Raw genomic sequence first — 26158 nt, 5'->3', positions numbered from 1 at the left:
CGTCAATCCGTCCTGTCCCGCGCCGTGTTGAGAATGGTCTCGGCTCCGCCATATCATCACGCTCATCAGGTGGAGGCCCGACGACGTGCACGATGCCGTTCCCAATCCGGCGAGAGACAGGCTGCAGGCCTGCTTGAACGCGCAGCGCGCCGCCCTTTCCGCGCACGGGCCACTGACGCCCGAGCGGAGGGCCGAAAGTCTCGATGGGCTGGCAAATGCCCTCATCCGCCATGCGGAGGATTTCGCGGCAGCCGTCGCGGCGGATTTCGGGCATCGCTCCGTGCACGAGACGAAGCTTGCCGACATCTATCCCGTCGTGGCGGCCCTGCGCCATGCGCGAAAGCATTTCCGCCAATGGATGAAGCCGCGGCGGCGGCCGATCGCATGGATGTTCCAGCCTGGACGGGGGTGCGTCCTGTATCAGCCTCTCGGCCTCGTGGGCATCATCGGACCCTGGAACTATCCGATCCAGCTCGTGCTCTCGCCGCTCGCCGGCGCTCTGGCGGCGGGCAACCGGGTGATGATCAAGCCGTCCGAGATCACGCCGCGCACATCCGCCCTGCTGGAACAGGTCATCGCGGAGGTGTTCGATCCCGCCGAAATCGCAGTGGTGCAGGGCGGGCCGGACGTGGCGAAGGCGTTCGCGCGGCTGAAGTTCGATCACCTGTTCTTCACCGGCTCAACGGCGGTCGGTCGGCAGGTCATGCAGGCGGCCGCCGACAACCTGGTGCCGGTGACGCTGGAACTGGGCGGAAAATCTCCCGCCCTCGTGATGGCGGATTATCCGATCGACAGGGCGGCCGAGCGCATCGCGGTGGGCAAGCTGTTCAATGCGGGCCAAACCTGCATCGCGCCCGACTACGTGCTGGTGCCGCGCGAGAGCAAGGACGCTTTCGTCACGGCGTTTCGCGAGGCGGTCTCGCGGCTTTACCCGACGATCGCTGCCAATGCCGATTACACGGCCATCGTCAGCGAGCGGCACTATGAGCGCCTGCATCATCTCGTCGCGAACGCCCGATCCTGCGGCGCCAGCATCCACGAGATCAATCCCGGTCACGAAACATTCGATCCGGCGCAGCGGAAGATGGCCCCCGTCGTCCTGACCGACGTGCCGGATCATGCGCTCGTCCTGAGCGAGGAGATCTTCGGACCCGTGCTGCCCGTGGTTGCCTATGAGGATGTCGAGGAGGCCTGCCGCTTCATCGCGGCCCGCCCGCACCCCCTGGCGCTCTACCTGTTCGGCCGCGACGCGAAGACCGTCGATTGCATCCTGGCGCGAACCCAATCGGGCGGCGTCGCCGTGAACGATACGCTCCTCCACTGCGTGCAGGAGGAACTGCCCTTCGGGGGCGTGGGAGCGAGCGGCATGGGGGCCTATCATGGCGAGGCGGGCTTCCGGACCTTCAGCCATGCGCGATCCGTCTTCCACCAGGCCCGCTTCAACGGAGCCGGCATGACGAGGCCGCCCTATGGGGGCCGCATGAATCGCCTGTTGTCTATGCTGCTGCGCTAGAGCTGTGGGCCAGGGGCACGGAGATGTCGTAGGCGACGCCGCCTTCCGCGAAGTTGAGCACCATGTAGCCGCCGAGCTCGCCCTCGATGCTGCGGCGGATCAGGCGCGAGCCGAAGCCCTGGCGTTTCGGCGGCGCGACGGGAGGCCCGCCGCTTTCGGTCCAGTGGATGCGCAGCTGATCCGGGCGGTCCTCGTGCTCGACGATCGTCCAGTTCATGTCGAGGCGCCCCGCATTGGTCGAGAGCGCCCCATACTTGGCGGCATTCGTCACCAGCTCGTGCAGCACGAGGCCCAGATTGATGGCATAGCGGGCCGGGAGCCTGACATTCGGCCCGTTGAGGACGACCCGCTCGTCGCCCTCCTTGCGATAAGGGGCCAGCTCCTGCTCCGCCACGTCGCGCAGCTCCGCCTCGCGCCAGGATTTGCGGGTCAGGAGGTTGTGGGTTTTCGACAGGGCGAGCAGGCGGCCTTCGAACGCTTCCTTGAATTGCGCCGGCGTCTCCGTCGTGCGAAGGGTCTGCGACGCGATGGACTGCACGGTGGTCAACGTGTTCTTCACCCGGTGATTCAACTCGTCGAGGAAGAACCGCTGCTGCTCCTCGGCCTGCTTCTGCTCGGTGATGTCCTGGAAGATCCCGACGAAGTAGAACGGCCTCTTCTGGATGTCGAAAAACACCCGCCCCTTGGAGTTGATCCAGCGGATGGCGCCGTCGGGGCGCCGGATGCGATACTCGTCCTGATAGTCGCCCTGGTTCTGCACGGCCTCGCGCCATCTCTGGATGACCCGCTCCATGTCCTCGGGATGGAGGATGGCCAGCCAGTGCTGATGGTCCATGGTCTCGTTGGCGTGCGGGTATCCGAGCATCGCGGTCGCCTGGCTGGACCAGCCGCCGACGCCCTTGTTCGGATCGTACCACCAGGTTCCCATATGACCTGCCTCCAGGGCCAGGCGCGCGCGCTCCTCGCTGGCCTGCAGGGCGTGCTGCCGCTCGGCCACGTCGTCCATCAGGTCGTTGAAGGCCCGCGCCAGGATGCCGAACTCTCCGGACTTTCCCGGAAGGTCGATGCGGGCTTGGTAGTCGCCCTGGCGCCAGGCCCGGATGCCGTCCGTGAGGAGTTCGAAGGGCTTGGTGATGAAGGCGCGGCTGAGCAGGGCGGACAGGGACAGGGCCAGGACGAGGGCTGCGGCGATTAGCATGAAGCCGCGTTTCGCCGCCTCGTTGATCGACGCGAAGGCGGCCTTCGTCGACAGGCCCACATTGATGTAGATGTCCCGGGGAGGAGCGGTGAGCGGGATGTAGCCGACGATGCGGCGTACGCCGTCGGGGCCGATGGTCTCAGTCGTTCCTGCGTCCTTCGCTCTGGCCTGGAGCAGGTATTCCTGGGGAAGAAGCTTCCCGATCAGGCGCCCCGGGTGAGGATCCTGCACGATGACGATCCCTCTTCGGTCGGCGACCGTCAAGGAGCCGCCCGCCGGGACGGTGCGTTCCTTCAGCTTCTGGCCGAGCCATCGGAGATCGAGAGCCGCAGCGAGGACGCCGACCACATCGCCCCTGTCGTTCCAGATCGGCAAAGCGAGGGGCAGGACCGGATGAGGATCGAGCGCGCCCTCCTCGAAGACCGGCGTATATTCGCCGACCACGAGGCCCTTTTCGGCCAGGGCGTGATGAAAATAGGGACGGTCGGCGAAGTAGTGCTGCGTGTCGACGGTTCCTGTCGGGCGGCAGCGGATGTGCCCGCTGATGTCCATCGCCACGAAGGACAGCACGTAAGGCACCTTTTCCTGGATGGCCTTCAGATAGGGGCTGCAGACCGCCGTGTCGAAGGCGCGGATCGACGGCGTCTCGTCCACGGCGAGCAGAAGGCTGTGCACGCCGTCGAAGATCCGCTCGAGCTCCGCGCCCACCAGTTGCGCCTGCCTGATGGCGAGGTCGTTCACCTCGGCTTCCCGGGCGCGACGCAGGGAAACTTCCGTGTAGGTCCAGATGACGATCGCCGGGAGAACCGAGATCACGGCAAGAAGAAGCAGACGCCTCGTCAGTGTCATTCAAACGCTCAGCTTAATGTCAGAAGGGGATCATAAACTTCCGCGACCGTCCACCCCTTAGCGCATCGGCGGGGATGTGTTTCCCGGTTTTCGCCTCATGCCGAGGCGCTGACATCCGGCAGCGGCCTTGCATCTGCGGCGAAGAGGTGTCAGGTGAGCGGGAATGGCGCCTCCTCTTCTTCTCCTGCAAGATATCGCTCTCACCTTCGGCGGCACGCCGCTGATCGAGGGCGCCGAGTTGTCCGTCTCGCCGGGCGAGCGGGCCTGCCTCGTCGGCCGCAACGGTTCGGGCAAGTCCACCCTGCTCAAAATCGCCGCAGGCCTCATCGAGGCCGACCATGGCAAGCGGTTCGTGCAGCCGGGCGCCACCGTGCGCTATCTCGCGCAGGAGCCCGATCTCTCCGTCTATCCGACGACGCTCGCCTATGTGGAGGCGGGCCTGGGACCGGGCGACGATCCCTATCGGGCGCGCTACCTGCTGGAGCAACTGGGGCTGACCGGCGAGGAGACGCCGGCCGCCCTGTCCGGCGGCGAGGCACGCCGCGCGGCGCTTGCCCACGTGCTGGCGCCTCAGCCCGACATCCTGCTGCTCGACGAGCCCACGAACCACCTCGACCTGCCGGTGATCGAATGGCTCGAAGGCGAGTTGAAGAGCCTGCGCTCGGCGCTGGTGCTCATCAGCCACGACCGCCGCTTCCTGGAAAGCCTGTCGCAGGCGACCATCTGGCTCGACCGGGGCAGGACCCGCCGCATGGACCGGGGCTTCGCCCATTTCGAGGAATGGCGCGATCAGGTCCTGGAGCAGGAGGAGGCCGAGCACCACAAGCTCGGTCGCAAGCTCGTGGCCGAGGCGGATTGGCTGCGCTACGGGGTGACGGCGCGGCGCAAGCGCAACGTGCGCCGCCTCGGCAATCTGCACGCCATGCGCCAGCAATATCGCGAGCGCACGCGTGCCGTCGGCACGGTCAATATGAGCCTTGCCGAGGCCGAGCAGTCCGGCACCCTCGTGGTCGAGGCGGAAGGGATCTCGAAATCCTACGGCGACCGGCCGATCGTCTCGAACCTGTCCTTGCGCGTCCTGCGTGGGGATCGTCTCGGGATCATCGGGCCGAACGGCGCCGGAAAGACGACCCTCATCAACCTGCTCACCGGCGCCCTGGAGCCGGACCAGGGCCGCGTGCGGCTCGGCTCCAACCTGCAGATGGTCACCCTCGACCAGCGCCGCGCGAGCCTCGATCCCGATGCCACCGTGGCCGAAACCCTCACCGGCGGGCGCGGCGACACGGTCACCATCGGCGGGCAGACCAAGCACGTCATCGGCTACATGAAGGACTTCCTGTTCTCGCCCGAGCAGGCGCGCACCCCTGTGGGCGTGCTCTCCGGCGGCGAGCGCAACCGCCTCATGCTGGCCCGGGCGCTGGCGCAGCCTTCGAACCTTCTGGTGCTCGACGAGCCCACCAACGATCTCGACCTCGAGACCCTCGACCTGCTCGAGGAGATGATCCAGGACTATTCCGGCACCGTCATCCTGGTCAGCCACGACCGCGACTTCCTCGACCGCACGGTGAGCTCCGTCCTGGTGTCGGAAGGCGAGGGGCGCTGGCTCGAATACGCGGGTGGCTACACCGACATGGTAGCCCAGCGCGGCCGCGGCGTTCAGGCGCGCGTGGTCGAGAAGGATTCGAAGCCCAAGAGCGTCGACAGGCCGGCCACGACGGCCCCGGCTCGAAACAAGCGCAAGCTCTCCTTCAACGAGCAGCACGCCCTCAAGACCCTGCCGCAGCGCATGGGGGAGCTCGAGGCCAAGATCGTCAAGGTGCAGGAAATCCTCGCCGATCCCGAACTCTATGCCCGCGATCCCGCCCGCTTCCAGAAGGCCATGGACGCGCTCACGCAACTGCAGTCGGAGCTGCACGCGGCGGAAGAGCGCTGGCTCGAACTGGAGATGCTGCGCGAGGAGCTGGAGGGGTAGCGGGTTTGTCCGTCACGAGCGGCGTCATGGATTCCCGACCGCTCCTCCAGAGGCTCTTCCCGGAATGGCAACCACCACGTCATGGCCGGCCTCGTACCGGCCATCCCGATCGGAACAGCGCTGTGCTTCACACAAGCGGGGTCACCGGCACAAGGCCGGTGATGACGTGGGGCGAAAGAGACGGGATCTGACGTTTTTCTGCTCCGGGCGAGGCACCACCGATCTCGCCTCCCACGTCCTCCGCGATCGATTTGCAGAGAATCCACGCCCGACACTAAAGTGACATCACCCGCTCGCTAGAAGCGGGATCGTCACTGAAGGAGGAGCGCGATGGACTGCAAGTCGAGACGTTACCTGACAACGATCCTGACGATCCTGGGTCTTGGGCTGATGCCCGCGGTTGCAAAGGCTGCAGAGCCCGATCGGGCGGTTCTTGCCGACCGGATCCCAAAGCTCTCGCGCGGCACGCAATGGAAGCCCGTCTCCGCGGTTCCGATCAATTTCCTGACCCATCATCCGCAGGGCATGGTGAAGATCGGCGACACGCTCTTCGTGTCGTCCGTGGAGATCCAGCAGCCGACCAAGCGATTCCCCCAGCCGGTCGACGGCTACGACCGCGACACGGGCGCCGGCGTGGGGCACCTGTTCAAGCTCGACATGAAGGGCAATCTCATCGCCGATATCACCCTCGGCGAAGGCACGATCTATCATCCGGGCGGTATCGACTACGACGGAAGGTATATCTGGGTTCCCGTGGCCGAGTACCGGCCGAACAGCCGCTCCATCGTCTATCGGGTCGATCCGGAGACCATGAAGGCCGAGGAGATGTTCCGCTTCGCCGACCACATCGGCGGCGTGGTGCACAACACGGACGACAAGACCCTGCACGGGGTGAGCTGGGGCTCGCGACGATTCTACCGCTGGACGCTCGATGACGGCGGGAAGCCCACCAATGCCAATGAAACCCCCGAGAAGCTGAGGGCGCTCAACACCTCGCATTATCTCGACTACCAGGACTGCAAATATGTCGGCAGAAGCCGCATGCTGTGCTCCGGCGTGACCGAGATGCGGATCACGCCCGAGGCCAACCCGTTCCGTCTCGGCGGGCTCGATCTCGTCAATCTCGCCGACGGCCGTCCGATCTTCCAGACGCCGGTGCTGCTCTGGACCGCAGGCGGCATGGACATGACGCACAACCCGGTTTGGATGGAGGCGAGCGATGCGGGAATCCGTGGCTACTTCATGCCCGAGGACGACAAGTCCACGCTCTACATCTACGAGGCCGAGGTGAAGTAGCCCGAAGGTCGCGTCGAGCGTTCAATCTGAAACTCTCACGTCATCACCGGCCTTGTGCCGGTGATCCCGATGGATTGAAGCACTGCGCGTCACCGTATCGGGATGGCCGGCACAAGGCCGGCCATGACAGTCGAGGGTGTCATCCCCGGTCGCGAACGACACGAGAGCAGCGCCCGCTTACTCGCCCGCCTCCAGGGTGAACCCGGCCTTGAGCACGACCTGGTAGTGGCGCACCTCGCCGTCCTCGATATGGCCGCGGGTCTGGATGACCTCGAACCAGCGCAGATTTCTCAAGGTCTGGCTCGCCCGCCGGATCGCCGTCTGGATGGCATCCTCGATGCTGGTCTCGGACGAGCCGACGAGTTCGACGATCTTGTAGACGTGGTCATCCATGGGACGCTCCGTGCTTTGCCGAAAGCATGGAGCTAGAGCATTTTCTAGCAAAGTGGATCCGGTTCGCCGTCAAAAATGCGGCAAACCCATAAGAGAGATGATTCCACGCAAGTGGAAACAGCTCTAGCCTCAGGACCTATAATGATTGCAGCGGGCTGAGCCGAAATGGGCGGGCCTATGGCTCTGATCAGCTGCTCGCGTTGATCTCCACGACATGCCCATCCGGGTCCAGCACATAGGCCTGAGGGAAGCCTGCGGGCCCATGGCGTTTCACCAGGAGCCTCCTCCCGCTCCCCTCAGGGGCGTTCTCAGCGTAGCCATGCCGGATCAAGTGATCGAGCGCGGCATCGAAGTCCTCCACCCGCAGGGCGAAGTGACAGTCGTTGTTGTCGATCTCAGAGTTGGTCCGGAAGGTGGCCTCGGGGTGAACCACGAGATGGACCTGCGTGGAGCCCATGTCGAGCCAAGCGCCGCCCACCGGGAAATTGGGCCGGGGCGCAGGCCTCAGACCGAGGACGCCGCTGTAGAAGGCCAGGGACCGCTCAAGGTCCCGCGTTGCGATGGCGACATGATGAACGGCTTGAACCTGCATCCTCTGCACCTCCTGAAGGACATCTCCGGAATCGAGGGGCACAGTACCCCATCCAAAGGCACTTGGGGCGCTTCGCGTTTATAGGTCTTGACCCCGGAGCGCACTGAGGCCGTGCCCACCATCAGGTGAGAGGCTTCGGTCATGATTTGTGATCACGAATGGAAAAGGTAACTCTGGGACGCCAGGAACTTAGGAGGATGTTCCATCGTTGGGGAGCGTCAGCTCGGCTGGACCAACCGGGCAAAGGAAGGGAACTCCCGCAATGAATCTCAAGATCGTCCTTGTAGCCAGTGCCATGGCGCTTGGTGTTGCCGGCTGCATGACGCCGACGGCCACGGCTCCCGTTGCTCCCATTGCCGTCACCACCGCGGCGGAATTCATCCCGACGGCGACCTCGTCGAACCTGTTCGAGATCGAGTCGAGCCGCCTGGCCCTGCAGCGGTCGCGTGATCCCGAGGTTCGCCGCTTCGCCCAGCAGATGATCCGCGATCACAACGCCGCCACCCGCCGCATGACGTCGGTGGTGCGCCGCGCGGGCCTGCCGATGCCGCCGCCCGCCATGAACGCCAAGCACCAGCAGATGCTGGCGACCGTCCAGGCCGCTCCGGACTTCGACGCCGCCTATGTGAACGCCCAGCTCATGGCGCATCAGGAAGCCGTGGCCCTGTTCACGTCCTATTCGCAGAACGGCGACGTGCCGCAACTCGCGCAGTTTGCCGGCGCGACCCTGCCCACCCTGGAAATGCACCTCGAGCATGTCCAGGGCCTGCGCGGTGGCGCGGCCCGCGCGATGTGAGCTCGCAGCCTCACGAATTATCAGGCCGCCGAGAGATTTCCGGCGGCCTATTTCGTTGGAGAGCCGCCATCCTCCATGAACTCGAGTCGGTTGCCGACCGGATCGGACACATAGAGGCGTCGGATCTCAGGAATCGCGTCGTCCCACAAGGGCTCATGGCCTGCCGCCGCCAGGATTTGCGCCAGGCCATCGAGGTCGGCGACGGTAAAAGCCGGATGGGCTTTGCGCGCCGGGCGGAAATCCTCCTCGATACCGAGATGGATCTGCACGGGAGGGCTTTCGAGCCAAAGACCGCCACGTGCCATGAGGGCGGGAGGCTTGGGCACCTCCCTCATCCCCAGAAGAGCCACATAGAACGTCCGGCAGAGATCCTCGGCGCCTGCCGGGATCGCGAGCTGGACATGGTCGATGCGGAGCATCAGCCTTCCGTGCGATAGGCCTGAACTTCCTGCTCGATGGCGCCGAAGATCGAGTGGCCCTGCCGGTCCTTCATCTCGATGCGGATCGTGTCGCCGAAGCGCATGAAGGGCGTCCTGGCCTCGCCCTGCAGGATGGTCTCCACCGTGCGCAGTTCAGCCAGGCAGGAATAGCCCAGGCCGCCCTGGTCGATGGGCTTGCCCGGCCCGCCGGCCTCGTCCTTGTTGGAGACCGTGCCGGAGCCGATGATCGTGCCGGCGCCGAGAGGTCGGGTCTTGGCCGCGTGCGCGATCAGGGTCGGGAAATCGAAGGTCATGTCGACGCCGGCGTTGGGCTTGCCGAAGGGCTTGCCGTTGAGGCTGGAGAGCAGGGGCAGGTGAAGACGGCCGCCGTCCCAGGCATCTCCCAGCTCGTCGGGCGTGACTGCCACGGGCGAGAGAGCCGAGGAGGGCTTGGCGTGGAAGAAGCCGAAGCCTTTCGCCAGCTCTGCGGGAATCAGGTTTCTCAAGGAAACGTCGTTGACGAGGACCACCAGGCGGATGGCCCGGGCGGCTTCCTCCCGGGGCGCGCCCATGGGCACGTCGCCGGTGATCACTGCCACCTCGGCCTCGAAGTCGACCCCGTGGGCTTCGTCCATCGCCAGGATCGGGTCGCGCGGCCCGAGGAAGGAGTCGGAGCCGCCCTGATACATGAGCGGATCGGTCCAGAAGGAAGCCGGCATCTCGGCTCCGCGGGCCTTCCGGACGAGCTCGACGTGATTCACGTAGGCCGAGCCGTCCGCCCATTGATAGGCACGGGGCAGGGGCGAGGCGCAGTCGTGCTCGTGGAAGCGGAAGGCCGGGACCGAGCCGTGCTCCAGCTGCTCCGCGAGATCCCGCAGCTGAGGCTCGACTTTTTCCCAATTGTCCAAGGCTTGCTGAAGCGTCGGAACAATGAAAAAAGCATCTGTCGCGCGGGTCAGGTCTTTCGACACGATGACGAGGCGGCCGTCACGGCCTTGGTTGAGGGAGGAGAGCTTCATTGCCACCGACCGGGTTGTTATGGTCCTTTCAACTTGCAACAGAATGCTTTCCGGGGAAACGCCAATGACAACGATCAAGAGAAGAAACTTCCTGAAGGGAGCAGGCCTCGCGGCTGCGGCCGGAACGGTGGCCGCTCCGGCCATCGCCCAGAGCATGCCCGAGATCCGCTGGCGTCTGACTTCGAGCTTCCCGAAATCCCTCGACACGATTTTCGGCACCGCCCAGACCTTCGCCAAGTACATGGCGGACGCGACCGACAACAAGTTCCAGGTCCAGGTCTTCGCCCCCGGGGAGATCGTCGGGGGCCTGCAGGCCATGGATGCGGTGCAGAACGGCTCGGTCGAATGCGCCCACACCCCGCTCTATTACTACATCGGCAAGGAGCCGGCGCTCGGCATGGGCACGGGCCTGCCCTTCAGCCTCAATGCGCGCCAGCTCCATTCCTGGTGGCACTTCGCCGGCGGTCGGGAGATCATCAACGAGGTCATGGGCCGGTACAACTGCACCTCCTTCGTGTGCGGCAATTCCGGCGCCCAGATGGGCGGCTTCTTCCGTAAGGAAATCAACACGGTCGACGACCTGAAGGGCCTCAAGTTCCGCATCGGCGGACTGGGTGGACAGGTTCTGGCCAAGCTCGGCGTCGTTCCGCAGCAGCTTGCTCCCGGGGACGTCTATCCGGCGCTGGAGCGCGGCACCCTCGATGCCGCCGAGTTCGTCGGTCCCTACGACGACGAGAAGCTCGGCTTCCTGAAGGTGGCGAAATACTACTACGCTCCCGGCTGGTGGGAGGGCGGCGCCATGCTCCACCTCGTGGTCAACCAGCAGAAGTGGAACGAGTTGCCGAAGCACTACCAGGCCATCCTGTCCCAGGCGACGGAGGCGGCCAACAACTGGATGCTGGCCAAGTACGATGCCGTGAACGGACAGGCCTTGCGCCGCATGGTGGGCGCGGGCGCGGAGCTGCGCACCTTCTCCCCGGCCATCCTGGAGGCCTCGCTCAAGGCCGCGAATGAGCTCTATGGCGAGCTTTCCGCCAAGAACGCGGATTTCAAGAAGGCCTATGATTCCATGGTGGCCTATCGCAACGACGTTCTGCCCTGGTGGCAGCTCAACGAATACGCCTTCGACACCTTCATGATCCGCACCCGCGGACGGGCGTAAACGCGGAGTGTCCGGGCTTCGAAGGATTTGACCTTCGGAGTGTCGAAGGCAAATACCCTGGAGAAAGGCGCGGTCGGCCAGCCTGACCGCGCCTTTCTCGTTTGATCAGGTGCCGCAATGTCAGACAATCTGGTTGCCAGTGCAACGAATTCTGCTATTGGTTGCTAGTGCAACGATTGGCGTGGCGATGGCGACAGGATCCGCAGCAAGGAAGAGAATGCCCGAGCCGCTCGTGGTTCTGGAGGATTTCCTGCCCTACAGGCTCAATGTTCTGGCTGGGCTGACATCGAGCGCCCTGGCCCAGATCTATGCCGAGCGGTTCGGCCTTTCGATCCCGGCCTGGCGGGTGATCGTGACCCTCGGGCAATATGAGCTTCGCACCGCACGGGACATGGCGCCCGATGGCGTCATGCACAAATCGACGGTCTCCCGGGCTGTCTCGGCTCTCGAGAAGCGGGGGCTCGTCGTTCGGCGTCCCAATCTCGACGACCGCCGGGAGGAGTGGCTGGCCCTGACGCCGGAAGGGCGGGCGATCTATGAGGCGGTGGCGCCCGAGGCACTGGCGGTCGAGGAGCGCCTCCTGGCGGTGCTCACCTCCGACGAGCAGAAGATGCTCTCTTCGCTGATCGACAAGCTGACGCAGCAGGCCCGTTTGCTCGCACCGCGGGACGTTGGGGAGGGTGACGCGTGAAGCTCTACACCTATTTCCGTTCGTCTGCGGCTTACAGGGTCAGGATCGCCCTCAACCTGAAGCGCGTGACCTACGATTCCGTCTCGATCAATCTGCTGAAGGGGGAGCAGCGCGAGGAGATCTACAGGTCCGTCAATCCGCAGGGGCGCGTGCCATCCCTCGATATCGGCGCCACGACGCTGATCCAGTCCCCTGCTATTCTGGAATATCTCGACGAAGTCTATCCGGAGCCGCCCCTGCTGCCGGTCGGTGCGGTGACCCGCGCGAAGGTACGGGCAATTGCCAGCCTGATTGCCTGCGATATCCATCCGCTCAACAATTCCGGAACGCTGGCCTATCTCAAGAACCGCCTCGGGCACGATCAGGCGGCTGCCGACGAATGGTACGCCCATTGGGTTCGCGAGGGCTTCGACGCCATCGAGGCCCTGCTCGGGCCAGGTCCTTACGCGTTCGGCCCCAAGATCACCCTGGCCGACGTCTATCTCGTGCCGCAGGTCTTCAACGCACGACGCTTCAACGTTCCCCTCGATGCCTATCCGAAGATCGTGGCGGTGGATGCGGCCTGCACCGCGCTTAAAGCCTTTCAGGACGCCGCACCGGCCAGTCAGCCTGACGCGATCTGAGGACGAATCGCATCCGTCACGGGGCGGATGCGTTGTTTTTGCAATCACGGGCCTCTCGATCGGCAGAGGCACAACAGGAGGAAGATCATGGGACCGTTCCCGCACGATGCGCCGCCGGCCGCCATCTCTGAAGAGAATCCCATGGGCACGGATGGATTCGAATTCGTGGAGTTCTGCCATCCCGACCCGCAGGCTTTGGACCGTCTGTTCAAGACGATGGGCTTTAGCACCGTCGCCAAGCATCGCTCGAAGAACGTGGTGCTCTACCGCCAGGGCGACATCAACTTCATCGTCAACGCGCAGCCCGGCTCCTTCGCGGAGCGCTTCGCGGCGCAGCACGGCCCGTCGGCTCCGGCCATGGCCTTCCGCGTCGCCGATGCGAAGCATGCCTTCGACCGGGCGCTTTCCATGGGCGCCAAACCCATCGAGACGCAGGTCGGCCCCAACGAACTCGAGATCCCGGGCATCGAAGGGATCGGCGGATTGCAGATCTACTTCGTCGACCGTTATGGGGCGAAAGGCTCCATCTACGACGTCGATTTCGAGTGGCTCGGCGAGCCCGATCCGAAGCCGAAGGGCGTCGGCCTCTATTACATCGATCACCTGACCCACAACGTCTATCGCGGGCGACTGAACGAATGGGCCGGATTCTACGAGCGTCTCTTCAACTTCCGCCAGATTCGCTACTTCGACATCGAGGGCAAGCTGACGGGGCTGCACTCCCGCGCCATGACCAGCCCGGACGGCAAGATCCGGATCCCGATCAACGAGGATGCGGGCGAGACCGGGCAGATCGAGGAATATCTGCAGGAGTACAAGGGCGAGGGCATCCAGCATGTGGCTCTCGGCTCGCACGATCTCTACGAATCCATCGAGGCGCTCGTCGAGGGCGGTCTCGAGTTCATGCCGGCCCCGAACGATATCTACTACTCTCGCGTCGACAAGCGGCTGCCCAGCCATGAGGAGCCTCTCGAGCGCCTCCGGAAGAACGGCATCCTGATCGACGGGGAGGGCGTGGTCGAGGGCGGCTTCACCAAGGTGCTGCTCCAGCGCTTCGGAAAGACGGCCATCGGGCCGATCTTCTTCGAATACATCCAGCGCAAGGGCGATGACGGATTCGGCGAAGGCAACTTCAAGGCGCTCTTCGAATCCATCGAAGAGGACCAGATTCGCCGCGGCGTGATCGGTCCGAAGGTTGCCTAGACGACGATCGCCCAATGATTCGAGAAAGGCCGGGTCCGCCCGGCCTTTTTCTTTGGCTCAAGAAGAGCGGACTATCGAAGATGTGACGGGCGTTATTCACAGGCCCGGTTTATTGTCTGTCCCGAAGAGACTTCTATTCGCATCATCTGACCCTTGGTTAGACAAACGCCAAACCCTTTTTAATTAAGGATTTCTGAAATCCGGGGTCAAAGTCTTAACGAAGGGTAAAGAAGCCAGCTTTGAACGTTGCGTTTGTGCAACATGCCCCTGAAAAGCCCCGCCCCTTGCCCATTTTGCGCCTTCATTCGGTTGCTTGCGGACCAGTCATGGATAATGTGGCTCCAGCGACGGGGGCACCCCGGTCGTGATCCTGGTGAGTTCGACCTAAAAAGGCGGGTCGCCGGGTACTAGGGGAAAAGGGACGTGTTTAGGGCTTCGTCGAAGCACTCGAAGCACAAAAACCCGGCCCCCCAGGGTCTCGAAACTTTGGAGGTTTAACCATGAAGCTCGCTAAGAGCCTCTTCCTCGGATCGGTCGCGGGTCTCGCGGCTGTTGCCGGGGCACAAGCTGCCGACCTTCCCGCGAAGAAGGCCGCTGCTGTCGAATACGTTCGCGTCTGCTCCACCTACGGCGCAGGCTTCTTCTACATCCCCGGCACCGAAACCTGCCTCCGCGTCGGCGGCCGTGTTCGCGCCGAGTTCCGCTACCTCGAGCCGTCCGACCGCTCCGAGGATGCGATCGGCTTCCGTACCCGTGGCCGTCTGAACATCGACGCCCGCACCGCCACCGCCTACGGTCTGCTCCGCACCTTCGTGCGCTTCGAGATGACCCGCGACACCGGCTCGTACGGCTTCAGCTCCACGACGGCCAACGTCGACCAGGCCTTCATCCAGTTCGGCGGCCTCACCGCCGGTCGCGTCGTGTCGTTCTTCGACAACAGCGACCTGCCCACCGGCCACTTCGGCACGCTCCGCTTCTCGGACGCTCCGAACGTTAACCTGTTCGCCTACACCTTCTCGTTCGGCAACGGCTTCTCGGCCACGATCTCGGCTGAAGAAGGCCGCTATGCTGGCACCGCCTTCGGCACCCGCCTCAACGCTGCTGGCGTTCCTGTTCCCGCCACGGTGTTCACCGAAGCTGGTCAGACGATGCCTGACCTCGTCGGTAACCTGAAGTACGCTGGCACCTGGGGTTCGGCTCAGCTCTCCGGTGCTCTGCACCAGCTGCGCAGCGACGACGTGGTTGAAGTCGCTCCGGGCGCCTTCGATTATCCGGACAGCGAACTCGGCTGGGCTGTGACGGCTCAGGGCCACATCAACCTCCCGATGCTGGCTGCCGGCGACGCCTTGTGGCTCGCTGCGACCTATGCTGACGGCGCTCTCGGCTACCTCGGCTTCGGTTCGTCCGTCACCGTTGGCTCGCTGCAGGAATCGGTTGTCGACGGTTACATCGGCGTCGATGGCGACATCCACACCGGCCAGGGCTGGTCGATCGCCGGTGGTCTGCGTCACTACTGGACCCCGACCATCCGCCAGAACGTGTTCGGTTCGTGGGCTCGCGTCGAGTATGACAACGTTGCCCCGCGGGCCGTTGCGCCGGCCTTCGGCATCGCGTCCGACTTCACCGAATGGCGCGCTGGCACGAACGTGATCTGGTCGCCGGTCTCCGGCCTGGATCTCGGCGTCGAGGTTCTCTACGCCAACATCGACCCGCGTGGTCCGGATCCGGTCAACCTGAAGAACGACGTTTGGGAAGGCCGTCTGCGCGTTCAGCGCGACTTCTAATCGGCTTGTCCTGATTGGATAGGAGAACCCCGGTGGCAACACCGGGGTTTTTCTTTTGGACGATCAAGCAGATGCAATAAGCTCCTCCAAGTCTTCGAGACGTCCGGTGAGGCGCGTGGTTGACCTTCTGGCGCGCGACAAACCCGGGGAGGGAGGCGGCTCCGCAACAGGGTCATGGTTGCACGACGAGGCGACTGCTCTACAAGCTCCCCACCAGATCCGAAGACGGAGGCGATGAGGCTCAGTCCCGGCCGTCAACAGCAGAGACGAAATCCCTGATGACAGGAAGGAGATCGCCGTCGAGGGAGGGCGCGTGGCCCTGATCCGGCACCGTGACGGCCGTGAGGCGCGAATGCCGATCCTGCATCATCTGCAAGGTGTCCGCCGTCAGCAGGTCGGAATGGTCGCCCCGGATGGCCAGGACGGGAAACGGCTTCAGAGCCTCGAAGAGGGGCCACAGATCCGGCAGGGGCGCGTCGAGGTCGAGGTTGTCGAGGGTTTTCGTCAGGTTGGGATCGTAATCGAGAACGAATCCGCCTTCCGTCTCGCGCCAGGTTCCCCGCGCCATCTTTGCCCATTGCTCATCAGAGTAGTGCGGAAACTGGCTCTGCGATCTCTGGCGCAGGAGATCGACGGCCTCGCTCACGGTTCCCGGTGTGGGAAGTTTGCCGACATAGCTCCGGATCCGCTTCAGCCCGCGGGCTTCAAGGACCGGTCCGACATCGTTCAGAACCGCTCCGGCGATGAGCTCGGGCCGGACCGCGCTCAGCGCCATCGTGATCAAGCCGCCGCGGGAAGTGCCGATGAAGATCGCTTTTTGGATTCTGGCAGCCGCCAGCACTTGCAGGGTATCGTTCAGTTCGACCTTGACGTCGTAGTTCCGCCAGTCCCGATCCCATTCGGAGCGCCCGCGCCCTCGATAGTCCAGGCACAGAACCCGGCGAGGGCGCGACGGATCCCGGCTCAGGGCTTCGGCGATGTCGTGAAAATCTTCGGACGTTCTGGCGAGACCGGGCAGGCCGACGACGGGCAATGATGCATGGCCGGTCAGCGGCCCGTAGTCACGGGCATAGAGCCGAATTCCGTCGTCGGCGGTTACGAAAAGATCGCCGTAGGAGCCGCTCATGTCAGTCCGACCTCGTCGAGGCCCGACGAACGGCATCCTGCCTCATCAATTGGTGCTGGTCGCATCCGCCGTCGCCGGGACTGCAGGCACTGGCTTGTCGTTCAGGCGCTGCCGGTAGACCCGCAGGTTCTCCAGCACGCGTTGGACGTAGTTGCGGGTCTCGTAGAACGGGATCCGCTCGACCCAATCGACCTCGTCCACGTCCGGCTTGCGAGGGTCGCCATAGGTCCTGATCCACTTGATCACATTACCGCCACCCGCGTTGTAGGACGCGAAGGCGAGGATGTAGGAGCCCTTCCAGTCCTCCATCAATTCGCCCAGATGGGCCGAGCCGATCTTGGCGTTATAGGACGGGTCCTCGATCAGCCGCTTCAGATCGAAGCCGACGCCGAACCGTTGCGCGGTCCTCTTTGCGGTTGCGGGCATGAGCTGCATCAGCCCGCGCGCGCCGGCGGTCGAGATAGCGCGCGGGTTGAAGGCGCTCTCCTGCCGGGCAATGGCATAGACCATGGCCGGTTCGACCTCGTCGCCGACAGGCTGGAAGTCGGGAATGGCTGCAAGCGGGTAGGCATGCTGATCGAGCGGAAAGCCCCTTTGCAGCGCCATCTTGCCGATGGCGAGCACGGCTCGCGGATTCTGCTGGGAGGCGGCGAGACCCGCCAAGGCGTCGAGCTGTCCCGGATCGCTCAAGGTCTGGGCGAGGTCGGTATAAAGGCTAAGGGCAAGGTCGTGCTCGCCGATCTGCTGCAGCAGTTTCACCGCCTGGATGGGAACGAGGGTGTCGAATGCCTTGCGCTCCTCCTCCGACAGCGGGTCCACTTTCCGCAGCGAGATGGTCTGCCCCAGCTTCGCCTGGGCCAATTGCCCGTAATAGGTCGTAGGCTGGTCGGCGGCGCGCTCGTAGTAGATCCTGGCGTCCTGCCCTTGGCCGGCGGCCTCCGCCGCGCGGCCCTGCCAATAGGCGATGCGGGAGATGGAGATCGGGGTCGAGGCGGTTTTTGCCACCGCCGCGAAATGCCTGGAGGCGATTGCCGGATCGTTCAGGAAACGCAGTGCGATCCAGCCGGCATGGAACTCGGCCTCGATCTGCTGCGCGGGCGATTCCGCGGCGTGATGGCTTGCCACCTCATAGGCCGTCTTCGGATCTCCCTTGTCGAGCAGGTTCCGGGTGATCAGGCGCTGTTCGGCCCACCATTCGTCGCCATCGACCCGCAATTCGGGGTCGCGCGGCGCCTGCATGATGATCGCGGCGGCCTCCGCGAGATTGTTGCTCCGGCGCTGCAGCAGCGCCTTGGAGAACAGATAGGAGGGATCGCTGCGCAGGGAAGCCGGGACGGCCGCGAAGGCTTTCTCGGCCTTCTTCTTGCCCTGGAAGACAGCCATGCGAGCCTTGACGAGCAACTCGTATTCCTTGCCCGCATAGCCGGCCGCGCGCTGGGCGCCGCCCCAGTTCTCCTTCAGGAGAAGCCGCTCCATGCGGAAGCGGTGGTCGGCTTTTGCAAGCACATCCGGGAAGCGGTCGAGGATGCGGCGCTCCGCGTCGGGTCCGAAGGTATCCTCGCGCCAGACATGGCGGATCTTGTCGTTTGCCTCCTGGGCGAGGCCTTCTGCCTGGAGGGCGAAGGCGAGGGCGATCCGGCCGGCAGGCGTTCCTGGGGGCTGCTTGGCGAAAAAGGCGCGGACCTGAGACGGGGGCCTGCGTTCGGACAGCAGCGCTTCCTCGTGCCTTCTCCGAAGCTGATTGGTCATCGGCCAGTCCGGATAATCCTTCTGGAAGGCGGCCATCCGGTCGAAGCTCGTGGTGAGCCCGCTGCGGATCGCGAACCACTCGATGAGCGCGTGGCCAGCAGGCTGGGTGAGCTTCGTCTTGAGGATCTGAGCCTCGGTGAGATCGTTGTCCCGATAGGCCTTGAGGATTCCCGCCAGGTGATCCAGGTCTCCCGGCACCGGCGCGGGAGGCACGAAGCTTTCCAGGGTGGTGGCTTGGGCCGGAGCCGGCGTGCCGGGCGAAGTTTCGGTGGCGTAGACGGGGAGAAGGAGAATGGGGACAAGCGCGACGGACGTCGCAAGACAGAGGAGAGGACGCATGTTGAGGCTCACCCGCTAACCCCTTGCTGCCGCCATTTATCTCATTGTGACGACGTTTCTCTTGAGGAAACACTAAGAGCCGAGCTAGGACAACTCCCCGAACGAATGTTTGCGCGCATGCGCCGCACCCCCTATGTGTAAAACCCAACTTCCTGTGTGTACTTTGGCCCAAGAGAAGGCCCGGCGCGACTATCGAGGATAACCCCCATGACCCAATTCAAAGGCTCCATCACGGCCCTGGTAACCCCCTTCAAGGATGGAGCCGTGGATGAGGCGGCGTTCCGGTCCTTCATCAACTGGCAGATTCAGGAAGGCACGAGCGGCCTCGTTCCCGTCGGCACCACGGGTGAGAGCCCCACGCTCAGCCACAAGGAGCACGAGCGGGTCGTCGAAATTTGCGTCGAGGAAGCGAAGGGCAGGGCGTCCGTGATTGCGGGCGCCGGCTCCAACAGCACGGCGGAGGCGGTGGCTTTCTCCAAGCATGCGGAAAAGGTCGGCGCCGACGCGGTGCTGATCGTGACGCCCTATTACAACAAGCCGACGCAGGAGGGCCTCTATCAACACTTCAAGGCCATCAACGACGCAATCGGCATCCCGATCTTCATCTACAACATTCCCGGACGTTCGGTGATCGACATGTCGGTGGAGACCATGGCGCGGCTCTATGAGCTCAAGAACATCGCCGGCGTGAAGGACGCGACCGCCAACATGGCGCGGGCAAGCCTGCAGCGGCAGGTGCTGGGACCGGACTTCATCCAGCTCTCCGGCGAGGATGCGACCGCGCTCGGCTTCATGGCCCATGGCGGCCATGGCTGCATCTCGGTGACCTCGAACGTCGCGCCCCGGCTCTGCGCCGAGATGCAGAATGCGTGCCTGAACGGCGATTATGCTTCGGCCCTGAAGGTGCAGGACCGGCTCATGCCCCTGCACACCAACCTGTTCATCGAGACGAACCCGACGCCCGTGAAATACGCCGCGTCCCTCCTCGGCCTCATGGAGGATACCGTGCGCCTGCCCCTGGTGCCCGCCTCCGAGGGTGCGAAGCAGGCCGTTCGCTCGGCCATGGTCCATGCGGGCCTGATCAACGCTTAAAAGAGCTCATGTCCAAAGATCCAAAAGCTGCGAACCGCGTCGTCGCCGACAACAGGAAGGCGCGGTTCAATTACGAGATCATCGACACCTACGAGGCGGGAATTGCGCTCACCGGCACGGAAGTGAAATCCCTGCGACAGGGCAAGGCGACCATTGGCGAGGCCTATGCCGGGCCGTCCGGCGAGGAGTTCTTCCTCTTCAATGCCTATATCCCGGAATACCTCCAGGCGAACCGCTTCAATCACGAGACGAAGCGTCCGCGTCGTCTGCTCCTGCACAAGCGCCAGATCGACAAGCTGATTGGCGCCACGCAGCGCGAAGGGTTCACCGTGATCCCGCTCAAGATCTATTTCAACGATCGTGGGCGGGCGAAGGTGGAGCTCGGCCTCGGACGAGGCAAGAAGCTGCACGACAAGCGCGAGACCGAGAAAGAGCGCTCCTGGAACCGAGAGAAGGCGCGCCTCATGCGGGAGAAGGGCTGACGCAACGGCCTGCCGCGCTAGATCTCCCATCTGTTGCTTGGGAGGGAAGACATGGCATCCGTGGCTCTGGTCTCGGTTCTTGGCCCCGATCGGGTCGGTCTCGTTGCGGCAATCGCGGAACATCTGTTCGACGTGGGCGTGAACCTGAGGGACACGACCTTCGCGGCGCTTGGTTCCGGCGCCGAATTCGTCGCGCTCTGCGAGCTTCCCACGGAACTCACGGCCGCCGACATCGAGGCCGGCCTGAAGCGGCTGCCCGAGCTTGAGGGAGCGGAGATCCGGGCCGTTCCCTATGCCTTCGACCCAAGCCCCGGTCCTGCGGGCAACATCACCCACCGCATCACCATCAGCGGCGGGGATCAGCTCGGTCTCGTGGCCCGTCTCTCGGAGGTGTTCAAGCAGTATGAGGCCAACATCGTGCGCCTCGAGGCACGCAAGCTCCCAGAGAGTGAGGGCGGCCTCTACGTGACCCGGTTCGCAGTTTCCATTCCCGCTGGACAGACGGATCTGTGCCTGGCCACCGTCAGCAACACCGCAGGAGCGCTCGGCTTGAGCTGCCAGGTCGAAGAGAGCTCCCTCTGAAATGCAAATGGCCGGGGCGACCCGGCCATGCGTCCATCTCTCGAAGGCCAGCTCTCAGATGTCGAATTCCTCGTCAGGAGACTGCCGGATCCCGTAGCGGCTCTCGAGAGCGCCGTTGCGCGGCTGCGGGCGCGAACGATCGCCGTTCTCGCCCCCCGTGCGCTGCGGACGGTCGGAGGGGTCCCGCCCGATCCGGGAGGCGAGCTGCGACAGATCGAGGAACTCGTCGGCCTGGCGGCGCAGCTCGTCGGCCACCATGGGCGGCTGGGTCGTGACCGTCGAGACCACGGAGACGCGCACGCCGCGGCGCTGCATGGCTTCGACCAGGGAGCGGAAGTCGCCGTCGCCGGAAAACAGGACCATGTGGTCGATGTAGGGGGAGAGTTCGAGCGCATCGATGGCGAGCTCGATATCCATGTTGCCCTTGACTTTGCGACGGCCGGCGGAATCGACGAATTCCTTGGTCGGCTTCGTCACCACCCGATAGCCGTTGTAATCGAGCCAGTCGATCAGCGGGCGGATGGAAGAATATTCCTGATCTTCTACAAGCGCTGTGTAGTAAAAGGCCCGGACCAAAGTGCCGCGACCTTGAAATTCCTTCAGGAGGCGCTTGTAATCGATATCGAAGCCGAGGGTTTTGGTGGTAGCGTATAGGTTGGCGCCATCAATGAAGAGCGCGATCCGCTGCTGGCCTGACATAAGTATTCTCTATTCGTGTCTGCCGGAGCGGCATAACAACCTGCATTATTGAAGCGGCATCTATTATTTACGCTGGCAATGGAATTGCGCGATAAAATCACGACGCGCCTTGAAACAGGCTGCTATTAACCCTTCGGACGAGTAAAAACGACAAAGCAAAATACTTAATGGCGTGTAAATTCCAAGAGTCAAGGTGGCAGAACCAAGGCAGTCAAGCCAAAGTGTGGCAAATAAACAGCTATTTACGATTTCAGGCTGCGACTGCCCGGTTTGACCGCCGGAAGAGCCGCCAAGTCTGCAGGAATTTGGTCCGGCTGATAGGCTGGAATGTCGAGTTGGACCAGGGACACCAGTGGGACTCCGAGATCCGCCTTGCCGCCGGAACGGTCGATCAGGCAGGCCGCGCCCAGGATCGTGCCCGGATGTTCCCGCAGGGCCGCCAAGCACTCCCTTGAGGAAAGCCCCGTCGTCACGATGTCCTCCACCATGACGACCCGCGCGCCTTCCGGAATCGCGAAGCCGCGGCGCAGGACGAACACTCCGTTCTCGCGCTCGACGAAGATCGCCTTGGCTCCGAGATGCCGCGCGGTCTCGTAGCCTGGAACGATGCCCCCGACCGCCGGCGAGACCACGTAGTCGACCGCCCCGAAGGCTTCACTGACCTTCTCCGCCAGCGCCCGGCACACCCGCTCGGTCCTGGCCGGATCCTGGAACACGAACATCTTCTGCAGGAAGACCGGACTGTGCAGACCCGACGACAGGATGAAGTGTCCCTCCAGCAATGCGCCGGCTGAGCGGAACTCGTCGAGAACATCGTTCGGGGTCATGGCTGCGGGTCTCCTGCGCTGGGGCTGTTTGGCAGGCGGGCCCGCACGAGGCAAGAGGAAACGGACAGCCTTATGCGGAAGAATCCGCAACCTGGGCCAGCCATTTCGGCAAGTCCGCCAGCGACGGCAGTTCGGCGAAGCGGGGATGCGCCGTCGGGAGCGGGGCGTCCTCGTGGGCCCAGACGAGATGGTAGGGGATGAGCGCCGCATAGCTGCCGGCCTCGAGGGCGGGCAGAACGTCCGAGCGCACGGAGTTGCCGGCCATGGCGGCCTGTTCCGGACCGGCGCCATGGCGCGAAAAAATTCGTGTGTAGGTCTCCGCCTTCTTCTCGCTGACGATCTCGACGCCCGAGAAGAAGTTGCCGAGACCCGACGCCGCGAGCTTCGATTCCTGATGGAAAAGGTCGCCTTTGGTGATGAGGATCAACTTGTATTCTCGGGAGAGCTCTTCGAGAGCCTCGTGAACGCCCGGGAGAGGCTCCACGGGATGTCTGAGCATCTCCCGGCCGGCTGCCAGGATCTCCGTGATGACGTGGTTGGACACCTGGCCCTTGCTGACGGCGAGCGCCGTTTCCAGCATCGAGAGCGTGAAACCTTTGGCGCCATAGCCGTAGAGGCTGAGATTGCGCTTCTCCGTTGCCTCGACCTCCGCTTCGAGGGTCGCGGCATCGACGAAATCGGCGAGGAGTTCGTTGAAGCGCTGGCGCGTCATCCGATAGAAGGTTTCGTTGTGCCAGAGCGTATCGTCGGCATCGAGGCCTAGAATCGAGATGGGCATCGGGAGGGCTCGTTTTTGGAGGAGTGGTCTACGAACGCTGTCCGGCAGCTTGCACGAACGCCGCGAAGAGCCTGTTGCCTGGATGATCCTGCGTGGCGAACAGCTCTTGGTGCCACTGGACGCCGATGGCGAAGCGTCGATGCGGAATTTCGATCGCTTCGATGATGCCGTCCTCGGTACCGGCGCTGATCAAGGCCTCGTCGGAGATCTCCACCACCGCTTCTCGATGAAAGGTGTTCACGGTGATCTCGGGCTGCCCGACGATGCGCGAGAGCAGGGTATCGTGCTTGATCGCAACGGGATGGAAGGCACCGCGCTTGTCGTGCTCCATGACATGCGGCCCGAGCGAGCGCAGGTCCGGCGACAAACGACAGCCGTGGAGGGCCGCGAGAACCTGCATGCCGTTGCAGATGCCGAGAACAGGCTTGTTCCGCTCCAGGAAGCCGCGCATCAGCGCGATCTCGACGTCCAGGCGCTCCGATGCCGGGGCCTTGGAGACCTGCCCGTCGATGAACCAGGAATCAGGAAAGGCGAAGCGGCCGCCGGTACTTAAGAAACCGTCGAACTCGTCGGTCACGGGCTCGACCATCTCCGGGATATAGGGAATGCCGAAGGGCAGCCCTCCGGCACGCTGAATCGCCACGAAATACGCCTTCGTCATGTCGTAGCGCGTGCCGTCCACGCTCGTGTTCTCGTCCATGATGACGGCTATGCGAGGTTTGAGCGTCATGACGCTCAACCGGTGACGCGATCGACGCGGCTCACCACGCGTTTGGCGCGCAGCTCCGCGATGATGGCGTTGAGATGCTTCAGATCCCAGACCGTCAGATCGATGGTCATGTCGGTGAAGTCCTGGGTGCGCCGCTTCATGGAAACGTTGTCGATATTGCCGTCATGATCCGCGATCACCTGGGTGATCTGCGCGAGCGATCCGGGCTCGTTGATCGATTGCAGCTTGATGCGTGCAGGGAAGCGCTGGGTGGATCCGGATTCCAGGTCCCAGCGCACGTCGATCCAGCGATCGGGCTCGTTGTCGAAGGCCGCCAGCGAGGGAGATTGAATCGGGTAGATCGTGACTCCCTGGCCCGGGGTCAGGATGCCGACGATGCGGTCGCCCGGCACGGCGCCGCCTTCCTGGGCAAAGCGGATCGGCATGTCCTTGTTGAGGCCGCGGATCGGGATGCCGCCGGGATTCTCGCTCGTCGGCTTCTTGCCTGCACCGTCGGGCTGCCCGCTGCCGCGGCTGTCGGAACCGGCGCGACGCTCCTCCAGGTAGTCGGGATAGACGGCCCGCACCACGTCGCCCGAGAACATCTCGCCCCGGCCCACGGCCGCCAGCACGTCCTCGACGGAGGCCCGCGCCAAGCGGGGCAGGGCGCCCTTCAGCTTCTCGTCGGAGAAGGGGCGGCCGGCGCGCTCGAAGGCGCGCTCCAGGATCTGGTGTCCGAGGCCGGTATATTGCCGGCGCACGGCGGCACGGGTGGCGCGACGGATCGAGGCGCGCGCTTTGCCGGTGACGACGAGCGATTCCCAGGCCGCCGGGGGCGTCTGGCCCTCGGCGCGGACGATCTCTACCTCGTCGCCGTTCTGCAATTCGGTGAGCAGCGGCGACATGCGGCCGTTGATCTTGCAACCGACCGCCGTATTGCCGACATCGGTGTGCACCGCATAGGCGAAGTCGATGGGCGTCGCGCCGCGCGGCAGGGCGATGAGCCGGCCCTTGGGCGTGAAGCAGAAGACTTGGTCGTGGAAGAGTTCGAGCTTCGTGTGCTCGAGAAACTCTTCCGGGTTGTCGCCCTCGGCCAGGAGGTCGATAGTCCGCCGCAGCCATTGATAAGCGCGGCTTTCCGTGGCGAGGCGCGAATTGTCGTTGACGCCTTCCTTGTAGAGAGCATGGGCCGCGATGCCGTATTCCGCGACCTCGTCCATGTCTTCGGTGCGGATCTGCAGTTCCACGCGCTGGCTGCCGGGGCCGATCACCGTGGTGTGGATCGAGCGGTAATCGTTCTGCTTCGGGGTGGAGATGTAATCCTTGTACCGTCCCGGCACCATCGGCCAGCTGGTGTGAACGATGCCGAGCGCCCGGTAGCACTCGTCGAGGGTGTTCACGATGATCCGGAAGGCGAAGATATCGGACAGTTGCTCGAACGAGACGGATTTGCGCTCCATCTTGCGCCAGATGGAATAGGGCCGCTTCTGGCGGCCGGTCACGCTGGCCTCGATGCCTTGCGCGCGCAGCTTGGTGGTCAGCGTCCGTTCGATCTCGTCGACGAGCTTCTCGTTCTTGGCGGAGAGTTCGTGCAGGTGGCGCTTGATGGCCTCGTACGCTTCCGGATCGAGATTCTGGAACGACAGCTCCTCCAGCTCCTCGCGCATCTCCTGGATACCCATGCGGCCGGCGAGCGGCGCATAGATGTCGAGGGTCTCCTCGGCGATGCGCTTGCGCTTCTCCGGCGGCATGAACTGGAGGGTGCGCATGTTGTGCAGGCGGTCGGCAAGCTTGACCAGCAGCACGCGCACGTCGTCGGCAATCGCCAGGAGGAGCTTGCGGAAGTTTTCTCCCTGTGCCGCCCGCTTCGAGACGAGATCGAGCCGCTTGATCTTCGTCAGGCCGTCGACGAGAGCGCCGATCTGGGGACCGAAGGTCCTGTTGATCTCCTCCAGCGTCGCCTGGGTGTCCTCCACCGTGTCGTGGAGAACCGCCGCCGCGATGGTCGCATCGTCGAGCTTGAGGTCCGTGAGAATGGCCGCCACTTCGAGCGGATGGCCGAAGAACAGATCTCCGGATGCGCGCTTCTGGGTGCCATGGGCCATCATGGCATACACGTAAGCGCGGTTGAGAAGCGCCTCATCGGCCGAGGGGTTGTAGCGCTTGACCCGCTCGACGAGTTCATATTGGCGCATCATGCGGCCGCATTCTCCTTTTGGCCTGTTATCTGGCTGAAATGACGAAGCTATCGAAGATATTGTACAA

General features: G+C 63.9%; 24 protein-coding genes. 12 read left to right on the top strand and 12 right to left on the bottom strand.

Translation table 11 applies throughout. From position 1 onward, the window contains the following. Positions 1 to 85: 85 nt before the first annotated feature. On the top strand, positions 86 to 1513 hold the full coding sequence (locus VB672_RS07175; protein ID WP_329783492.1) for a coniferyl aldehyde dehydrogenase: 1428 nt from the start codon (positions 86 to 88) through the stop codon (positions 1511 to 1513). Here VB672_RS07175 and VB672_RS07170 read toward each other — a convergent pair. Further along, positions 1497 to 3560: a sensor histidine kinase gene (locus tag VB672_RS07170; protein ID WP_329783491.1), complete on the bottom strand. Its 2064-nt coding sequence runs from the start codon at positions 3558 to 3560 to the stop codon at positions 1497 to 1499. The two genes, VB672_RS07175 and VB672_RS07170, sit on opposite strands and share 17 nt — an antisense overlap. Before the next feature lie 163 nt (positions 3561 to 3723). On the opposite strand from VB672_RS07170, the gene VB672_RS07165 reads away from it, so the two are divergent. After that, positions 3724 to 5532, top strand: a complete 1809-nt coding sequence (locus VB672_RS07165) for an ABC-F family ATP-binding cassette domain-containing protein (RefSeq protein WP_329783490.1) — start codon at positions 3724 to 3726, stop codon at positions 5530 to 5532. A 330-nt stretch (positions 5533 to 5862) separates the two neighbouring features. Then, on the top strand, positions 5863 to 6828 hold the full coding sequence (locus tag VB672_RS07160; RefSeq protein WP_329783489.1) for a DUF6454 family protein: 966 nt from the start codon (positions 5863 to 5865) through the stop codon (positions 6826 to 6828). Between the two features lie 177 nt (positions 6829 to 7005). On the opposite strand, the gene VB672_RS07155 is transcribed toward VB672_RS07160, so the two are convergent. Both VB672_RS07155 and VB672_RS07150 read right to left on the bottom strand, forming a co-directional pair. After that, entirely contained in the window at positions 7006 to 7221 is a 216-nt protein-coding gene (locus VB672_RS07155; protein ID WP_329783488.1) for a dodecin, read from the bottom strand. A gap of 187 nt (positions 7222 to 7408) precedes the next feature. Then, positions 7409 to 7813, bottom strand: coding sequence for a VOC family protein (locus VB672_RS07150; RefSeq protein ID WP_329783487.1), 405 nt, complete (start codon positions 7811 to 7813; stop codon positions 7409 to 7411). 262 nt (positions 7814 to 8075) lie between these two features. On the opposite strand from VB672_RS07150, the gene VB672_RS07145 reads away from it, so the two are divergent. Further along, a complete protein-coding gene (locus tag VB672_RS07145) occupies positions 8076 to 8609 on the top strand; it encodes a DUF4142 domain-containing protein (RefSeq protein WP_329783486.1) in 534 nt (177 codons plus the stop codon). A gap of 47 nt (positions 8610 to 8656) precedes the next feature. Here VB672_RS07145 and VB672_RS07140 read toward each other — a convergent pair whose 3' ends face one another. Beyond that, the gene (locus VB672_RS07140; RefSeq protein ID WP_329783485.1) at positions 8657 to 9028 is read right to left on the bottom strand and encodes a VOC family protein; all 372 of its coding nucleotides are present in this window, start codon (positions 9026 to 9028) and stop codon (positions 8657 to 8659) included. Beyond that, on the bottom strand, positions 9028 to 10047 hold the full coding sequence (locus VB672_RS07135) for a fumarylacetoacetate hydrolase family protein (RefSeq protein WP_329783484.1): 1020 nt from the start codon (positions 10045 to 10047) through the stop codon (positions 9028 to 9030). Before VB672_RS07135 ends, VB672_RS07140 begins: the two co-directional genes overlap by 1 nt. Positions 10048 to 10120: 73 nt before the next feature. Between VB672_RS07135 and VB672_RS07130 the strand changes: the two genes are divergently transcribed. The 5 genes from VB672_RS07130 (at position 10121) to VB672_RS07110 (ending at position 15510) form a co-directional block, all read left to right on the top strand. Beyond that, a complete protein-coding gene (locus VB672_RS07130; RefSeq protein WP_329783728.1) occupies positions 10121 to 11209 on the top strand; it encodes a TRAP transporter substrate-binding protein in 1089 nt (362 codons plus the stop codon). Positions 11210 to 11426: 217 nt separating this feature from the next. Then, positions 11427 to 11900 (top strand): MarR family winged helix-turn-helix transcriptional regulator, encoded by a 474-nt coding sequence (locus VB672_RS07125; RefSeq protein WP_329783483.1) that lies wholly within the window; start codon positions 11427 to 11429, stop codon positions 11898 to 11900. Continuing rightward, on the top strand, positions 11897 to 12523 hold the full coding sequence (gene maiA, locus VB672_RS07120) for a maleylacetoacetate isomerase (RefSeq protein ID WP_329783482.1): 627 nt from the start codon (positions 11897 to 11899) through the stop codon (positions 12521 to 12523). The genes VB672_RS07125 and maiA overlap by 4 nt, the downstream gene beginning before the upstream one ends. 87 nt (positions 12524 to 12610) lie before the next feature. Then, positions 12611 to 13726 carry a 4-hydroxyphenylpyruvate dioxygenase gene (hppD, locus tag VB672_RS07115; protein WP_329783481.1) on the top strand — a complete coding sequence of 372 codons (1116 nt, stop codon included), beginning with the start codon at positions 12611 to 12613 and terminating at the stop codon, positions 13724 to 13726. 500 nt (positions 13727 to 14226) lie between these two features. Then, positions 14227 to 15510 (top strand): porin, encoded by a 1284-nt coding sequence (locus tag VB672_RS07110; RefSeq protein ID WP_329783480.1) that lies wholly within the window; start codon positions 14227 to 14229, stop codon positions 15508 to 15510. A gap of 241 nt (positions 15511 to 15751) precedes the next feature. Here the strand turns inward: VB672_RS07110 and VB672_RS07105 are convergent, their stop codons facing one another. After that, a complete protein-coding gene (locus tag VB672_RS07105; protein WP_329783479.1) occupies positions 15752 to 16636 on the bottom strand; it encodes an alpha/beta fold hydrolase in 885 nt (294 codons plus the stop codon). Positions 16637 to 16681: 45 nt separating this feature from the next. Further along, positions 16682 to 18724: a lytic transglycosylase domain-containing protein gene (locus VB672_RS07100; protein WP_329783478.1), complete on the bottom strand. Its 2043-nt coding sequence runs from the start codon at positions 18722 to 18724 to the stop codon at positions 16682 to 16684. Positions 18725 to 18931: 207 nt separating this feature from the next. On the opposite strand from VB672_RS07100, the gene dapA reads away from it, so the two are divergent. Genes dapA through VB672_RS07085 form a run of 3 tightly spaced genes read left to right on the top strand, consistent with a single transcriptional unit; the run spans position 18932 to position 20880 of the window. After that, on the top strand, positions 18932 to 19816 hold the full coding sequence (gene dapA / locus VB672_RS07095) for a 4-hydroxy-tetrahydrodipicolinate synthase (protein WP_329783477.1): 885 nt from the start codon (positions 18932 to 18934) through the stop codon (positions 19814 to 19816). Between the two features lie 8 nt (positions 19817 to 19824). Continuing rightward, positions 19825 to 20298, top strand: coding sequence for an SsrA-binding protein SmpB (gene smpB / locus VB672_RS07090; protein WP_329783476.1), 474 nt, complete (start codon positions 19825 to 19827; stop codon positions 20296 to 20298). 51 nt (positions 20299 to 20349) lie between these two features. Next, positions 20350 to 20880 (top strand): glycine cleavage system protein R, encoded by a 531-nt coding sequence (locus VB672_RS07085; protein ID WP_329783475.1) that lies wholly within the window; start codon positions 20350 to 20352, stop codon positions 20878 to 20880. A gap of 54 nt (positions 20881 to 20934) precedes the next feature. Here VB672_RS07085 and VB672_RS07080 read toward each other — a convergent pair whose 3' ends face one another. From VB672_RS07080 to VB672_RS07060, 5 genes are all read right to left on the bottom strand, one after another. After that, positions 20935 to 21579, bottom strand: coding sequence for a LabA-like NYN domain-containing protein (locus tag VB672_RS07080; protein ID WP_329783474.1), 645 nt, complete (start codon positions 21577 to 21579; stop codon positions 20935 to 20937). A 242-nt stretch (positions 21580 to 21821) separates the two neighbouring features. Continuing rightward, positions 21822 to 22406 (bottom strand): orotate phosphoribosyltransferase, encoded by a 585-nt coding sequence (gene pyrE, locus VB672_RS07075; protein ID WP_329783473.1) that lies wholly within the window; start codon positions 22404 to 22406, stop codon positions 21822 to 21824. A gap of 70 nt (positions 22407 to 22476) precedes the next feature. After that, entirely contained in the window at positions 22477 to 23184 is a 708-nt protein-coding gene (locus VB672_RS07070; RefSeq protein WP_329783472.1) for an HAD family hydrolase, read from the bottom strand. 28 nt (positions 23185 to 23212) lie between these two features. Beyond that, positions 23213 to 23914: a gamma-glutamyl-gamma-aminobutyrate hydrolase family protein gene (locus VB672_RS07065; RefSeq protein ID WP_329783471.1), complete on the bottom strand. Its 702-nt coding sequence runs from the start codon at positions 23912 to 23914 to the stop codon at positions 23213 to 23215. Between the two features lie 5 nt (positions 23915 to 23919). Then, a complete protein-coding gene (locus VB672_RS07060; protein ID WP_329783470.1) occupies positions 23920 to 26091 on the bottom strand; it encodes a RelA/SpoT family protein in 2172 nt (723 codons plus the stop codon). Between the last annotated feature and the right edge of the window lie 67 nt (positions 26092 to 26158).

This window comes from Microvirga sp. CF3016 (assembly GCF_036314085.1).
GTDB lineage: Bacteria > Pseudomonadota > Alphaproteobacteria > Rhizobiales > Beijerinckiaceae > Microvirga.
This window is presented reverse-complemented; position numbering and strand designations above follow the sequence as displayed.

What these genes read in the sequence shown, in the direction of transcription:
- hppD (WP_329783481.1), top strand. Translation starts at nt 12,611, where the DNA reads ATGGGACCGTTCCCGCACGATGCGCCGCCGGCCGCCATCTCTGAAGAG.
- VB672_RS07110 (WP_329783480.1), top strand. Translation starts at nt 14,227, where the DNA reads ATGAAGCTCGCTAAGAGCCTCTTCCTCGGATCGGTCGCGGGTCTCGCG.
- VB672_RS07125 (WP_329783483.1), top strand. Translation starts at nt 11,427, where the DNA reads ATGCCCGAGCCGCTCGTGGTTCTGGAGGATTTCCTGCCCTACAGGCTC.
- VB672_RS07065 (WP_329783471.1), bottom strand. Translation starts at nt 23,914, where the DNA reads ATGACGCTCAAACCTCGCATAGCCGTCATCATGGACGAGAACACGAGC.
- VB672_RS07155 (WP_329783488.1), bottom strand. Translation starts at nt 7,221, where the DNA reads ATGGATGACCACGTCTACAAGATCGTCGAACTCGTCGGCTCGTCCGAG.
- VB672_RS07170 (WP_329783491.1), bottom strand. Translation starts at nt 3,560, where the DNA reads ATGACACTGACGAGGCGTCTGCTTCTTCTTGCCGTGATCTCGGTTCTC.
- pyrE (WP_329783473.1), bottom strand. Translation starts at nt 22,406, where the DNA reads ATGACCCCGAACGATGTTCTCGACGAGTTCCGCTCAGCCGGCGCATTG.
- VB672_RS07105 (WP_329783479.1), bottom strand. Translation starts at nt 16,636, where the DNA reads ATGAGCGGCTCCTACGGCGATCTTTTCGTAACCGCCGACGACGGAATT.
- VB672_RS07085 (WP_329783475.1), top strand. Translation starts at nt 20,350, where the DNA reads ATGGCATCCGTGGCTCTGGTCTCGGTTCTTGGCCCCGATCGGGTCGGT.
- VB672_RS07160 (WP_329783489.1), top strand. Translation starts at nt 5,863, where the DNA reads ATGGACTGCAAGTCGAGACGTTACCTGACAACGATCCTGACGATCCTG.
- VB672_RS07070 (WP_329783472.1), bottom strand. Translation starts at nt 23,184, where the DNA reads ATGCCCATCTCGATTCTAGGCCTCGATGCCGACGATACGCTCTGGCAC.
- VB672_RS07150 (WP_329783487.1), bottom strand. Translation starts at nt 7,813, where the DNA reads ATGCAGGTTCAAGCCGTTCATCATGTCGCCATCGCAACGCGGGACCTT.
- VB672_RS07060 (WP_329783470.1), bottom strand. Translation starts at nt 26,091, where the DNA reads ATGATGCGCCAATATGAACTCGTCGAGCGGGTCAAGCGCTACAACCCC.
- VB672_RS07080 (WP_329783474.1), bottom strand. Translation starts at nt 21,579, where the DNA reads ATGTCAGGCCAGCAGCGGATCGCGCTCTTCATTGATGGCGCCAACCTA.
- VB672_RS07140 (WP_329783485.1), bottom strand. Translation starts at nt 9,028, where the DNA reads ATGCTCCGCATCGACCATGTCCAGCTCGCGATCCCGGCAGGCGCCGAG.
- smpB (WP_329783476.1), top strand. Translation starts at nt 19,825, where the DNA reads ATGTCCAAAGATCCAAAAGCTGCGAACCGCGTCGTCGCCGACAACAGG.
- VB672_RS07165 (WP_329783490.1), top strand. Translation starts at nt 3,724, where the DNA reads ATGGCGCCTCCTCTTCTTCTCCTGCAAGATATCGCTCTCACCTTCGGC.
- VB672_RS07145 (WP_329783486.1), top strand. Translation starts at nt 8,076, where the DNA reads ATGAATCTCAAGATCGTCCTTGTAGCCAGTGCCATGGCGCTTGGTGTT.
- VB672_RS07135 (WP_329783484.1), bottom strand. Translation starts at nt 10,047, where the DNA reads ATGAAGCTCTCCTCCCTCAACCAAGGCCGTGACGGCCGCCTCGTCATC.
- dapA (WP_329783477.1), top strand. Translation starts at nt 18,932, where the DNA reads ATGACCCAATTCAAAGGCTCCATCACGGCCCTGGTAACCCCCTTCAAG.
- VB672_RS07100 (WP_329783478.1), bottom strand. Translation starts at nt 18,724, where the DNA reads ATGCGTCCTCTCCTCTGTCTTGCGACGTCCGTCGCGCTTGTCCCCATT.